Annotated in this window: 14 protein-coding genes; 9 read left to right on the forward strand and 5 right to left on the reverse strand. The window is 59.1% G+C overall.

Going from position 1 to position 12134, the window contains the following annotated elements; all coding sequences use genetic code 11:
* Positions 1–185: 185 nt before the first annotated feature.
* The 4 genes from J0G10_RS07790 (at position 186) to J0G10_RS07805 (ending at position 3713) form a co-directional block, all read left to right on the forward strand.
* Positions 186–794, forward strand: a complete 609-nt coding sequence (locus J0G10_RS07790; RefSeq protein ID WP_093438567.1) for a LemA family protein — start codon at positions 186–188, stop codon at positions 792–794.
* Between the two features lie 13 nt (positions 795–807).
* Complete coding sequence (locus J0G10_RS07795) at positions 808–1560, forward strand: TPM domain-containing protein (RefSeq protein WP_220558251.1); 753 nt, start codon at positions 808–810, stop codon at positions 1558–1560.
* 33 nt (positions 1561–1593) lie between these two features.
* Complete coding sequence (locus J0G10_RS07800) at positions 1594–2211, forward strand: TPM domain-containing protein (protein WP_038358258.1); 618 nt, start codon at positions 1594–1596, stop codon at positions 2209–2211.
* A gap of 284 nt (positions 2212–2495) precedes the next feature.
* Entirely contained in the window at positions 2496–3713 is a 1218-nt protein-coding gene (locus tag J0G10_RS07805) for a class I SAM-dependent methyltransferase (protein WP_220558252.1), read from the forward strand.
* 111 nt (positions 3714–3824) lie between these two features.
* Here the strand turns inward: J0G10_RS07805 and J0G10_RS07810 are convergent, their stop codons facing one another.
* Positions 3825–4715, reverse strand: a complete 891-nt coding sequence (locus J0G10_RS07810; protein ID WP_220558253.1) for a DMT family transporter — start codon at positions 4713–4715, stop codon at positions 3825–3827.
* Between the two features lie 291 nt (positions 4716–5006).
* Here J0G10_RS07810 and J0G10_RS07815 point away from each other — a divergent pair, with 291 nt between their 5' ends.
* The 3 genes from J0G10_RS07815 (at position 5007) to J0G10_RS07825 (ending at position 6444) form a co-directional block, all read left to right on the forward strand.
* A complete protein-coding gene (locus tag J0G10_RS07815; RefSeq protein ID WP_095049176.1) occupies positions 5007–5588 on the forward strand; it encodes a DJ-1/PfpI family protein in 582 nt (193 codons plus the stop codon).
* Between the two features lie 13 nt (positions 5589–5601).
* Positions 5602–5907, forward strand: a complete 306-nt coding sequence (locus J0G10_RS07820) for a ribbon-helix-helix domain-containing protein (RefSeq protein ID WP_095049177.1) — start codon at positions 5602–5604, stop codon at positions 5905–5907.
* Positions 5908–6099: 192 nt separating this feature from the next.
* The gene (locus J0G10_RS07825; RefSeq protein WP_095049178.1) at positions 6100–6444 is read left to right on the forward strand and encodes a YegP family protein; all 345 of its coding nucleotides are present in this window, start codon (positions 6100–6102) and stop codon (positions 6442–6444) included.
* Between the two features lie 138 nt (positions 6445–6582).
* Here J0G10_RS07825 and J0G10_RS07830 read toward each other — a convergent pair whose 3' ends face one another.
* Together J0G10_RS07830 and J0G10_RS07835 are read right to left on the reverse strand one after the other, a co-directional pair.
* Positions 6583–7464, reverse strand: coding sequence for a dihydrodipicolinate synthase family protein (locus tag J0G10_RS07830; RefSeq protein WP_095049179.1), 882 nt, complete (start codon positions 7462–7464; stop codon positions 6583–6585).
* A 22-nt stretch (positions 7465–7486) separates the two neighbouring features.
* Positions 7487–8269, reverse strand: coding sequence for an aldolase (locus J0G10_RS07835; protein WP_077571483.1), 783 nt, complete (start codon positions 8267–8269; stop codon positions 7487–7489).
* A 106-nt stretch (positions 8270–8375) separates the two neighbouring features.
* Between J0G10_RS07835 and J0G10_RS07840 the strand changes: the two genes are divergently transcribed.
* A complete protein-coding gene (locus J0G10_RS07840) occupies positions 8376–8918 on the forward strand; it encodes a helix-turn-helix domain-containing protein (RefSeq protein ID WP_220558254.1) in 543 nt (180 codons plus the stop codon).
* A gap of 99 nt (positions 8919–9017) precedes the next feature.
* On the opposite strand, the gene J0G10_RS07845 is transcribed toward J0G10_RS07840, so the two are convergent.
* On the reverse strand, positions 9018–10037 hold the full coding sequence (locus J0G10_RS07845; RefSeq protein WP_095049181.1) for a DUF4917 family protein: 1020 nt from the start codon (positions 10035–10037) through the stop codon (positions 9018–9020).
* Between the two features lie 156 nt (positions 10038–10193).
* Between J0G10_RS07845 and yiaY the strand changes: the two genes are divergently transcribed.
* Entirely contained in the window at positions 10194–11342 is a 1149-nt protein-coding gene (gene yiaY / locus J0G10_RS07850) for an L-threonine dehydrogenase (RefSeq protein WP_095049182.1), read from the forward strand.
* A gap of 31 nt (positions 11343–11373) precedes the next feature.
* On the opposite strand, the gene J0G10_RS07855 is transcribed toward yiaY, so the two are convergent.
* Positions 11374–11991, reverse strand: a complete 618-nt coding sequence (locus tag J0G10_RS07855; RefSeq protein ID WP_095125604.1) for a hypothetical protein — start codon at positions 11989–11991, stop codon at positions 11374–11376.
* Positions 11992–12134 lie beyond the last annotated feature (143 nt).

Below are 12134 nucleotides of genomic sequence, written 5' to 3' on the forward strand. Positions count from 1 at the left end.
GTACAGGCTCAAAGAAACAGAGCCAAAAAACGGCAGCCGACACTTGGCCGCATGATCACGCAGGGCACTTTTTAGCCCATTGCCCCGTCGTAATCCAGCGACGCGGCCGATTATGCCCCAACAGCCCGCTGAGAATGTTTCGCGCTCGGTTTTTATAATGATATGTGCCAAGGAGCATCACTGCGATGAATGTAAGCCCAACCAATCGCTCGCGTTTGCAGGTCGCCACACTGCTGGTGCTGGCCACGCTGTTGACCGCGTGCGGAATCAACAATATCCCGACCCTCGACGAACAGGCCAAAGCTGCGTGGGGCCAGGTGCAGAACCAGTACCAGCGCCGCGCCGACCTGATCCCCAACCTGGTGGAAACGGTGAAGGGTTATGCCAAGCATGAAGAGGAAACCCTCACGGCAGTGATTGAGGCGCGGGCGAAAGCGACCTCGATTCAGGTCGACGCCAGCACCCTCGACAATCCCGAGAAACTCAAGCAATTCCAGCAGGCGCAGGACCAACTGACCGGCGCATTGAGCCGCCTGATGGTGGTGTCCGAGCGCTATCCGGATCTGAAAGCCAACCAGAACTTCCTCGCCCTGCAATCGCAGCTGGAAGGCACGGAAAACCGCATTGCGGTGGCTCGCCGCGATTTCATTCTGGCGGTGCAGAAATACAACACCGAGATCCGCACCTTCCCCGGTCGCCTCTGGCACAGCGTGATGTACAGCGATCTGCCGATCCGCGAAACCTTCGAAGCCACCACGCCCGGCGCGGAAAAGGCCCCGGAAGTGAAATTCTGATTCGAGGTTGTCCATGCGCGTGTTGAAAATGGGTCTGGTGCTGATGCTGTGGCTGTTCGCCGTCAGCGCCCAGGCCGAGTTGACGTTCCCGGCGCTGAGCGGGCGGGTGGTGGACGAAGCGCAGATGCTCGAGCCGTCGGTGCGCACGCAACTGACCCAGCAGTTGCAGGCCCACGAACAGGCGACCGGCGAGCAGTTGGTCGTGGTCACGCTGCCGGATCTGCAAGGTACGACCATCGAGGACTTTGGCGTTCAACTCGGGCGTCACTGGGCAATTGGTCAAAAGGACAAGAACAACGGCGCGCTGCTGATCGTTGCCCGTGACGAGCGCAAACTGCGCATCGAAGTCGGTTATGGCCTGGAGGATCGGCTGACCGATGCGCAGACTTCAGTGATCATCCATCAAGTCATCACGCCCGCGTTCAAGAGCGGCAATTTCAGCAAAGGCATCAGCGACGGCGTGGCGGCGATGCTGGTGGTGCTGGGTGGCAATCCGCTCGATGAACCGTCGACGGTGTATGAATCCACCGGTGATCCGTCCGATGATTTCATCTCGCGGCATCCGGCATTGTTTGTGTTTTTGGTGATGTTGTTCATCCTGACGGTGTTTGTCTGCCAGATGCTCGGTATCCTGCCTGCCGGCCGGGGCGGCTCAGGAGGAGGGGGCGGCTTTGGCGGTGGTGGTTTTGGCGGCGGCGGTGGAGGTGGAGGCTTCAGCGGCGGCGGGGGCAGTTTCGGCGGCGGTGGTTCGTCCGGCGGCTGGTGATATCAGAAGAATAATGAGCAGGCACTTTTCAACATGGCACTACTGACCGAACACGAACAACGCAAAGTCGCCGAGGCGATTGCCCGGGTCGAGCGCGACACCGACGCCGAACTGGTGACGGTGCTAGCCGCGCGCGCCGATGACTACGCGTACATCCCGCTGCTGTGGGCGAGCCTCTTGGCACTGGTGGTGCCGGGCGTCGTGCACTATCTGACCGGCTGGCTGACCCTGCGCAGTCTGCTGTTGGTGCAGTGGGGCGCGTTTATCGTGCTGTGTCTGCTGTTTCGTTTGCCGAAAATCACCACTCATTTGATCCCGCGTCGCGTGCGCCACTGGCGCGCCTCGAATCTGGCGCGGCGGCAGTTTCTAGAGCAGAACCTGCACCACACCGTGGGCAGTACCGGCATGCTGATTTTTGTCTGCGAGGCGGAGCGGTATGTGGAGATTCTGGTGGATGAGGGGATTTCCAAGCGGCTGGATAACAAGAGTTGGGATGCGATTGTCGCGGCGTTTACCGAGCAGGTCAGGCAGGGGCGCACGCTGGAGGGATTTGTGACGTGTATCGAGGCGTGTGGGGAATTGCTGAAGGTGCATGTGCCGGTGACGCAGGTGAGGAATGAGTTGCCGAATCGGTTGATTGTGCTGGGGTGAGACAAACCCTCACCCCAGCCCTCTCCCGGAGGGAGAGGGGGCCGACCGAGGTGTCTTGCGCTCGACATCGACCTGAAAAACCGTGTCGATTATGGATTCAAGGCAAATCGTTCAAGTCGGTGTATCTCGTCAATATCCCCCAATCAGTCCCCTCTACCTCTGGGAGAGGGCTAGGGTGAGGGCCGCTTTAACCAACCGTTCGGTAAATAAGAGCGTGTCCCCAACCCCCATCCCCCCTAAAATACCCGCCATTCCCGATTTCGCCCGTCCGAGGCCGCTTTTTCATGTCCGTTACTGCCCCGTCCATCAAGCCTGCGCCCGATCACCACGCCCAGTTCATCGAGCTGCTGCAAACCAGCCTCGAACAGAACGGCTTCATCAAACTGGTGCTGGCCAAATACGTCGGCGAAGAAGTGGATCTGCAGCGAGTCATCATCAAACCGGTGACGGTCAAGGCGCAGCCGAATCTGTCGTTCGTCTATCGCTACAAAACCCGCGACATCACCAAAAACCTGCCATTGGCTGACGGTGTGACGGCGATTGCCGAGTTGTTGCCGGCCTCGTTCAAAAATGCCCATTTACTCGCGGTGACTGATGAAGCCCAGCTCGAATACAGCAAAAAGGGCAAGAGTTCGCTGTTCAAGAGCAAACCTCAGCAATTGCGCGAAGCGCCGTCTGCCGAGCACAACCGCGAGAAAAATCGCTTCCTCGAACTGAGCCGACCGTTCCTCAAGGACCTGGGCGTGACCAACGCGCAGCATGAGCTGATCCCGGCGATGTCACGCAAGTGGAAGCAGATCAACAAGTTCATCGAAGTGTTCAGCCATGCCCTGACCTCGTCGCCGCTGGCGCTGGACAAACCAGTGCGGGTGGCAGATTTCGGTTCGGGCAAGGGCTATCTGACGTTCGCCATTCACGATTACCTGCGCAATACGCTCAAGGCTGAAGGCGAGGTCACCGGCGTCGAGTTGCGTGAGGAAATGGTCAACCTGTGCAACGCCGCTGCAGCGAAACTCGATCACCCGGGGCTGGTGTTCAAGTGCGGTGACGTGCGCAGTGTGGCGCCGAGCGAGCTGGACGTGATGATCGCCCTGCATGCCTGCGACATCGCTACCGATTACGCGATCCACACCGGCATCCGTTCCGGCGCGTCGATCATCCTGTGCTCGCCGTGCTGCCACAAACAGATCCGCCTGCAGATCCAGAGCCCGGCGCTGCTCAAGCCGATGCTGCAATACGGTTTGCATCTCGGTCAGCAAGCGGAAATGGTCACCGACAGTCTGCGCGCACTGTTCCTTGAAGCCTGCGGCTACGAGACCAAGGTCTTCGAATTCATCTCGCTGGATCACACCAACAAGAACAAAATGATTCTGGCGGTGAAGCGCGCCGAGCCGGTGGACCCGGCGCAGTTGTTGGTGAAGATCGAAGAATTGAAGGCTTTCTACCACATCAGCGAGCACTGCCTGGAAACACTCCTGCGCGCCGACGGCTACCTGACCTGACAAGATCTGAAATAAAACCACTATAGGAGCTGCCGCAGGCTGCGATCTTTTGATCTTAAAAAACAAGATCAAAAGATCGCAGCCTGCGGCAGCTCCTACAAGGGAATGTGTTCAGGCTGTGGCAGGTTGGGCAGGGCGCACGGCGGTTTTGCGCCCGAGCGTGACCGTTGCAATCACGCCACAGGCAAACACCCAGGTAATCGGCTCGACATGTTCGCCAAAGAACAGCGCCGAAAACGCGATGGTGAAGAAGATCTGCAGCAACTGGATCTGACTGACCCGGGCGATCCCGCCCATGGCCAGCCCTGCGTACCACGCGAAAAATCCGAGAAACTGCGAAAACAGCGCCACATACCCGAACGCCCACCAGGCCTTGGCCGACACCGCGCCCTGATGTTGCAGCGCCAGATACAGCACCGGCCCGATCAACAACGGCGTCGACAGCACCAGCGCCCAGCAGATCACCTGCCAGCCGCCCATCTCCTTGGCCAACCGGCCACCTTCGGCGTAGCCCAGTCCTCCGACGGCAATCGCGCCGAGCATCAACAGATCACCCGCCTGAATGCTGCCGGCCCCGGTGTATAGCGCATAACCGAGCACCAACGCACTGCCCAACGCTGCGCAGGCCCAGAAGGCTTTTGACGGCCGCTCATGGGACAACCACGCGGCATACAGCGCCACGCACAGCGGTTGCAGTCCGTTGACCAAGGCACCGTGGGACGCCGGCAACGTTTGCATGGCCCACGCCGACAACACCGGAAAACCCAGAATCACCCCGGCGATCACCAGGCTCAGGCCTTTGACTTGCTGCCACGTCGGCCATTTCTCGCGCCGCCACAAAAGCAACAGCGCCGCCGGAATCGCCGCGAACAATGCGCGGCCCAAACCGTTGAGCAGCGGATGCAGTTCCTGCACCACGATGCGGGTGAAGGGCAGGGTGAGGCTGAAAATCACCACGCCGAGCAGGCCGAGGGCCATGCCGGTGTTTTCGCGCGAGGACATGATGGGGGACCGGAATTGAAGGTGGCAGGGAATGACCTTCATAAAGCCATAAACCTTGCAGTTCGGGCTGTTACAGCTAGGCACAGACTTATCCGTACAGTTTGAGATCGCATCGCTGGCAAGCCAGCTCCCACAGTGTCCGAGTTGAACACAACATCGGTGGTCGCCTCAGAACCTGTGGGAGCTGGCTTGCCAGCGATGAGTCAACTCGGTAGTAGCCGGTTGTTACCCGACCTCGCGGATAAGGTCTACCTTGAACACTCCCAAGCATTCTCCAGAGGAGTCCTCCCCATGGCCGCGAAAAAGATCCTGATGCTGGTCGGCGATTACGTCGAAGATTACGAAGTGATGGTGCCGTTCCAGGCCCTGCAAATGGTTGGTCACACCGTCCACGCCGTGTGCCCGGACAAGGCTGCCGGCAAAACCGTGCGCACCGCGATCCATGACTTCGAAGGCGATCAGACTTACAGCGAAAAGCCCGGTCACCTGTTCGCCCTCAACTTCGACTTTGCCAAGGTCAGCGAGGCCGATTACGACGCGCTGCTGATCCCCGGCGGTCGGGCGCCGGAATACCTGCGTCTGAACGAAAAAGTCCTCGACCTGGTGCGCGCCTTCGACAAGGCCGGCAAACCGATTGCTGCGGTCTGCCACGGCGCGCAATTGCTGGCAGCGGCGGGCGTGCTTGAAGGGCGCGAATGCAGTGCCTATCCGGCCTGCGCGCCGGAAGTGCGACTGGCGGGTGGTACGTACATCGATATCCCGGTGACGGACGGCCACGTTCAAGGCAATCTGGCCACAGCCCCGGCATGGCCGGCGCATCCGAACTGGCTGGCCGGTTTCCTTGGTTTGCTCGGCACCAAAATCACCCTGTAACGAGGATCCGCCGATGTGCGAGCTCTACGTCAAGGCTGACCCTATTCTCTACGAATCACGCTCGCGCTCGTTGCGCATCTGCGGCGTGGTGACGACGTTGCGCCTGGAGAATCAGTTCTGGGACATCCTCAGTGAAATCGCCGAGGTCGACGGCATGACCACCAACCAGCTGATCACCAAGCTGTATGAAGAGGTGATGGATTATCGCGGGGAAGTGGTGAATTTTGCCTCGTTCCTGCGGGTGAGTTGTACGCGCTATCTGAGTCAGCGGCGGGTGGGTGCGCCGGAGTTGTCGGTGGTGCGGGCGGTGGTGAAATAGGCCAGACCGGGTTGACCCCATCGCTGGCAAGCCAGCTCCCACAGGTATTGTGATGCGGCACAGTTATAGGGCACACAACAGACCTCTGTGGGTGCTGGCTTGCCAGCGATAGGGCCGGTACAGGCGACAGATAATCAGGACTGGTCTTTACTCTGAAGCGCGAAATCTCTCAATCGCCAAGGAGAAACGAGCATGTCCGGATGGTACGAAATCAGTAAAAGCAGCAACGGTCAGTTCAGGTTCGTGTTGAAAGCGGCGAATGCCGAAACGATTCTGACCAGCGAGCTGTACACCACTCGCGCTGCGGCCGACGGCGGCATCGCGGCGGTGCAAACCAACAGCCCGCTGGATGAACGCTACGAGAAGAAGTCAACGAAGGACGGCCATCCGTACTTCAATCTGAAAGCGGCCAATCACCAGATCATCGGTAACAGCGAGGCGTATTCATCGGATGCTGCGTGCGATAAAGGCATTGCCAGCGTTAAAACGAACGGGCCGAGCAAAGTGATCAAGGACAAGACCTTGCCGGTGCTCTGAACCCATTTTCAAATCCACCACCATTCCTGTGGGAGCTGGCTTGCCAGCGATGAGGCCATTTCATTCAGCATCGATGTTGAATGATTCACCGCCATCGCTGGCAAGCCAGCTCCCACAGGTTTTTGCGTTGTCAGTGGATCAGCGCAGGGTTTTCAGGATTGTCTGCAGCTGGGTCTGGCCCGCTTCACTCAGCGGGAAGACCGGCAAGCGCGGATCGCCCACTTCAAGCCCGGTCTGCCGCAACCCTGCCTTGATCGTCGCCGGCAAGCCACCCTTCAAGATGAAATCCAGCAGCGGCAACTGGCGGTAAAACAAATCCCGCGCGCGATCCAGATCACCGGCCATGGCGGCCTCGTACAAGTCCAGATTCAACTGCGGGATCAGGTTCGGCGCCGCTGTGCACCAGCCTTTCGCCCCGGCCGCAAACGCTTCCAGTGCCAGCGGATTGCAGCCGTTGTAGAACGGCACCTGACCTTCGCCGAGCAATTGCAGCTTGTGCATGCGCTGAATATCGCCGGTGCTCTCCTTGACCATGGTCACGTTTTCCACGCCTTTGACGATGCGCAAAATCAGCTCCACCGACATGTCAGTGCCGCTGGTGGCCGGGTTGTTGTAGAGCATGATCGGCACGCCGATGCGCTCGCCAATAGCGCGGTAGTGAGCGAAGATTTCCGCCTCGGTGAGCTTCCAGTACGAAGCCGGCAGCACCATCACCACATCGGCACCGTGGGCTTCGGCGAAACGTGCGCGGCGCACGGCTTTGACGGTGGTCAGGTCAGAGACGCTGACGATGGTTGGCACCCGTTTGGCGACGTGCTTGATGCTGAACTCGGCAACCTGATCCCACTCCGCATCGCTCAGGTAAGCGCCTTCGCCAGTGCTGCCCAACGGCGCGATGGCGTGGACGCCGCTGTCGATCAGGCGATCGATCGATTGCCCGAGCGCTGGCATGTCCAGCCCTTCGCCGTTGGCGCCGAACGGGGTGATGGTGTAGCCGATGATGCCGTGAATAGTGGACATAGGAATCTCTCCGTAACAGGTTTCAGTTCAGGCAATCGGCGTGTTGGCGCAGGTTCTGCCGGGCGTAATAGTTGAAGGCAGCGGCGTGGCGTTTCGGCTTGGCGATCCAGTCATGGGCTTCGCGACCCAGTTCGGGAATGATCGGCTTGATCGTACCGGCCGCCATCGCCAGCAGTTGCAGCTTGGCCGCGCGCTCGATCAGTTGGGCGATGACACAGGCTTCTTCAATCGTCGTACCGGTCGACAGTTGACCGTGGTGCGAAAGCACAATCGCGCGTTTGTCGCCCAGCGCGCCGGCAATCAGCTCACCTTCTTCATTGCCCACCGGCACACCCGGCCAGCCTTCGAGAAACGCGCAGTCGTCGTACAGTGGGCACAGGTCCATGTGGGAAATCTGCAGCGGCACCTCCAGCATCGACAGCGCCGCGACGTGGGTCGGGTGGGTGTGGATGATGCAGTTCACATCCGGCCGGGCGCGGTACACCCAGCTGTGGAAACGATTGGCCGGGTTGGCCATGCCGTGACCTTCGAGGACTTCCAGATCCTCGTTGACCAGCAGCAGATTGCTCGCGGTGATTTCGTCGAAACCCAGCCCCAGTTGCTGCGTGTAATAGGTGCCGGGCTGCGGCCCACGGGCGGTAATTTGTCCGGCCAGACCGGAGTCGTGACCGTTCTCGAAGAGGATCCGGCAGGTCAGGGCCAGCTTTTGCCGGTCCGTCCACGTATTATCCGCCAGGCTTTTTTGCATCTGGGTCAGCGCTTGCTTGACCAGTTGGTCTTTGGGTAGTGCTAATGTCTTGGCCATGTCTGTGTCCTTTGGGTGAGAGCAAATGACACGAAAGATGCTATATGACACAAAGTGTCATTAGCAAGCACAAATCGTCGCTTCCTCCATGGAATAACTGCTGCGCATGTCTATCCGTTTGAAATTATTGAGAAAAAAACTTGGCGTAACCCTTGAGGCATTGGCCGAAAAATCCGGCATGACCAAGAGTTATCTGTCCAAAGTCGAGCGCGGGCTGAACACGCCGTCGATTGCTGCTGCGTTGAAACTGGCGAAAGCGCTGAATGTGAAAGTCGAGGAATTGTTCTCCGAAGACAACGTCAGCCTCGACAGCTACAGCCTGGTGCGCAGCCATGAGCGCCAGTCACTGGCGGCGAATGACCAGAGTCCCGGGTACGCCGTGTTGGCCCATCAGGTCTGCGAGCGCAGTCTGCTGCCGTTCATCATCTATCCGCCGAGCGAGTTCACTGACAAAACGTTCAAAGAGCATTTGGGCGAAGAGTTTCTGTTCGTCCACGAAGGGCAGGTCGAAGTGGATTTCATGAACGAGAAGGTGCTGCTGGAACGTGGCGATGCGTTGCACTTCAATGCGCAGAAGCCGCACCGGATCCGCTCGGTGGGGGAGGTGCAGGCGCAGTTGCTGGTGGTGGTGCACAGCGCCGAAGATTGAGGCGCCCCCAAAAGCTTCGCGAGCAGGCTCGCTCCCACAGGGGAATGCGATCCAAATGTGGGAGCGAGCCTGCTCGCGAAGGCGTCAGTCAGGCCTGCATCAAACCTCGACGGGCACCGACAACTTCGGATTGCCGAGCGCATGGCTCTTGGCATCAAAAAACCGCAACTCAACCCCGGTCCCCTCAAACACCTGCGCGTAATGCCGCTTCTGATGCTGCACAAACGCCGCACTGCGCGGATAAATCGAGATCGCCACAGTCTTCGGTTTCGCCAACCGCAGCGCCCGAACGATATGCGCATCCTGCTCACCCAAGGCATGACCAAAGATGCACAAACTGCCGCCATGCCCGAGCAACTGCTCATAACAGAACGACAGGTAATCCGAACTGCGAATGGTCTTGAGCTTGTCCGCGCTCGGCCCTTCGGTGACGAACAGCGGCACGTCATCCAGCGTCTTGAGCGTGTTGTTGATCGCAAAACTACCAAGCAACGTGCCTTCGGTTGAAGTCAGCTTGCGCGCCGTGCCGTCCTGATTGCGCACCAGATGCAGACCGCCGTGCAGGTACAACAAGCGCGGTTTGTCGGTGGCAGTTTCGCTCAGATCAAAACTCGCGCTGGCGCCGTTGAACAGATCGTCAATGGCCGCGCTGTTGTGTTGCAGCGCCCAGTAGTTGAGCAGGTCGTAATTGGTGGTGAACACGGTGCGATAGCGCGCCAGTTCTTCGTTCACCGTCGCCAGCGTCGAAGGCTTCACCAGTCGCCACGGAATGTGCACCGCGTGCACGGTGTTGATCAGCGCTTCCTTGATCGCGTAGTAGCGGTTGCGCGGCGCCGCCGAACTGACGGCCAGGGCCTTGTTGACCCGGCTGGTGGTTTTCAGCGCACCGAGCACCTGCTCGAAGCTGCGTGTTTGCAGCGCGTCGAACACTGCCAGTTCCGATGGGCTCAGCGGTTTTTCTTCGACGGTGCGGGCGTTTTCGAACAGCGAGTCGTAGCCGAAGTCGTCCCACACCGCACGGCTGGCGCCATTGCCCACCAGCAAACCGCTGAAATCGGTCGCGGCGCGCACGGTGTTCCAGTCTTCGAGGCTGGCGTCGACATCGAGAAAATCGGTCATTGCGTAGGCGGTCTCAAAACAAAGGGGCTGATGGGCGGCGACTTTATCACGAGCGGGCATTGAGCCAGATCAACATCGGTCGTGACCGATCGGTCGATCCTGTGTGCATCCGCCGGATCGGCGCAGTCGATTCGGCCTCAGTCAGGAGATGCGCGCATGACCAGCACCTTTTTCATTCCGGCGGTAAACATCATGGGCAACGGCTGCCTCGACGAAGCCATGGTCGCCATTCGCAATTACGGTTTTCGCAAAGCGCTGATCGTCACTGACGTGGGGCTGGCCAAGGCTGGCGTGGCCACGATGGTCGCCGAGAAACTGGCGATGCAGGACATCGATTCGGTGATTTTCGACGGCGCCAAACCGAACCCGAGCATTGCCAATGTCGAGTCGGGGCTGGGCCTGCTCAAGGAAAGTCGCTGCGATTTCGTCGTCTCGCTGGGCGGCGGTTCGCCGCACGACTGCGCCAAAGGCATTGCCCTGTGCGCGACCAATGGCGGACAGATCCGTGATTACGAAGGCATCGATCAATCGAGCAAACCGCAACTGCCACTGATCGCGATCAACACCACCGCCGGCACCGCCAGTGAGATGACCCGGTTCTGTATCATCACCGACGAATCGCGCCACGTGAAAATGGCCATCGTCGACCGCAACGTCACGCCGCTGCTGTCGGTCAACGACCCGGCGCTGATGGTCGCCATGCCGAAAAGCCTGACCGCCGCCACCGGCATGGATGCGCTGACTCACGCCATCGAGGCGTATGTTTCGACTGCCGCGAATCCGATCACCGACGCCTGTGCGCTGAAAGCCATGACCCTGATCAGCAACAATCTGCGCTTGGCTGTGCGTGACGGCAGCGACCTTGCCGCGCGGGAAAACATGGCGTACGCGCAGTTCCTCGCCGGCATGGCTTTCAACAATGCCTCGCTCGGTTACGTGCATGCGATGGCGCATCAGTTGGGCGGTTTCTACGACTTGCCTCATGGCGTGTGTAACGCCGTGCTGCTGCCTCATGTGCAGACGTTCAACGCGCTGGTGTGTGCCGAGCGGCTGACCGATGTTGCCCACGCCATGGGTGCAGATATTCGCGGTTTCAGCGCGGAAGAGGGCGCGCAGGCGGCGATCAATGCGATCCGCTGCCTGGCCAGGGATGTCGAAATTCCCGGTGGCTTGCGTGAACTCGGCGCCAAGCTCAGTGATATTCCGCTGCTCGCCACCAATGCGCTGAAAGACGCCTGCGGTTTGACCAATCCTCGGGCGGCGGATCAGCGCCAGATCGAGGAGATTTTTCGCAACGCGTTTTGAGCGGTCATGACGGGGGCAACGGGCTTGACTGCTAGGTTTTGCCCTTGTCTTTGTCCTCAGTGATCACCGTAAATGTTCGAACACGGCCCCAGTCTGACAATTCTCCGTTGATGTTGTGAATGGCGGATATTCGATACCTGCCTTTCGTTAGGGGGGGTGTAGCTTGAGTATGCCATTGCATTTCGCTGTCGACGCTGGCTCTGGCAATCTCCAGGTCGGTGTCCAAATCGATAATGCTAACGATGCCAATGGGCTTGGTGACATTGCCATAAAAGACCGGAACGGCATCTACCTCCGCTTCTTCCTCCGGTCCCATCACTATCGGAATGTTGACGGGGGGCACCAAGAGCGCCTTGTATTTGCGCACTTCACTCCAACCTGACATGACGCCATCCACCTCCTGGCGGGCCTTGATCCTATGCTCTCCCGGAAACTGGGCACCGCTGAAGCTAAACGCCCATCGTCCCTTTGCGCTGACCTGTCCTCCACCCAGCGAATGTGTCTCTTCAACGTTCCAGACCTGCACCAGAGCCCCCGGTATACCGCTGCCGAGAAACAGTGTTGCAACCCCCGTGTTCTTGTCCTCTTCGGGGTAGGTGATGGTCGGGGGCGGGACAGGTTGCGTATTGGGCTTGTCGGGAGTGCTCATTGTGCTTCTCGTTTCAGGCTGAATTTGAAACGAAACACTGGCACGGTGTGTCCCGTTTAGAACCTGTAAGAACTACCAGTTTTTTAGCTTTTTTTACTTGATCGGTAATTTCGTTTTCTTCTAAAAAACTGTCATTTCTGTCA

The sequence above is a fragment of the Pseudomonas germanica genome (assembly GCF_019614655.1).
GTDB classification, from domain to species: domain Bacteria; phylum Pseudomonadota; class Gammaproteobacteria; order Pseudomonadales; family Pseudomonadaceae; genus Aquipseudomonas; species Aquipseudomonas neuropathica.

Excerpts from the sequence above, each read along its gene's own strand:
- J0G10_RS07840 (WP_220558254.1), top strand. The coding sequence starts at position 8,376 with ATGTCTATCCGTTTGAAATTATTGAGAAAAAAACTTGGCGTAACCCTT.
- J0G10_RS07815 (WP_095049176.1), top strand. The coding sequence starts at position 5,007 with ATGGCCGCGAAAAAGATCCTGATGCTGGTCGGCGATTACGTCGAAGAT.
- J0G10_RS07825 (WP_095049178.1), top strand. The coding sequence starts at position 6,100 with ATGTCCGGATGGTACGAAATCAGTAAAAGCAGCAACGGTCAGTTCAGG.
- yiaY (WP_095049182.1), top strand. The coding sequence starts at position 10,194 with ATGACCAGCACCTTTTTCATTCCGGCGGTAAACATCATGGGCAACGGC.
- J0G10_RS07830 (WP_095049179.1), bottom strand. The coding sequence starts at position 7,464 with ATGTCCACTATTCACGGCATCATCGGCTACACCATCACCCCGTTCGGC.
- J0G10_RS07845 (WP_095049181.1), bottom strand. The coding sequence starts at position 10,037 with ATGACCGATTTTCTCGATGTCGACGCCAGCCTCGAAGACTGGAACACC.
- J0G10_RS07835 (WP_077571483.1), bottom strand. The coding sequence starts at position 8,269 with ATGGCCAAGACATTAGCACTACCCAAAGACCAACTGGTCAAGCAAGCG.
- J0G10_RS07805 (WP_220558252.1), top strand. The coding sequence starts at position 2,496 with ATGTCCGTTACTGCCCCGTCCATCAAGCCTGCGCCCGATCACCACGCC.
- J0G10_RS07810 (WP_220558253.1), bottom strand. The coding sequence starts at position 4,715 with ATGTCCTCGCGCGAAAACACCGGCATGGCCCTCGGCCTGCTCGGCGTG.
- J0G10_RS07795 (WP_220558251.1), top strand. The coding sequence starts at position 808 with ATGCGCGTGTTGAAAATGGGTCTGGTGCTGATGCTGTGGCTGTTCGCC.
- J0G10_RS07790 (WP_093438567.1), top strand. The coding sequence starts at position 186 with ATGAATGTAAGCCCAACCAATCGCTCGCGTTTGCAGGTCGCCACACTG.
- J0G10_RS07820 (WP_095049177.1), top strand. The coding sequence starts at position 5,602 with ATGTGCGAGCTCTACGTCAAGGCTGACCCTATTCTCTACGAATCACGC.
- J0G10_RS07800 (WP_038358258.1), top strand. The coding sequence starts at position 1,594 with ATGGCACTACTGACCGAACACGAACAACGCAAAGTCGCCGAGGCGATT.
- J0G10_RS07855 (WP_095125604.1), bottom strand. The coding sequence starts at position 11,991 with ATGAGCACTCCCGACAAGCCCAATACGCAACCTGTCCCGCCCCCGACC.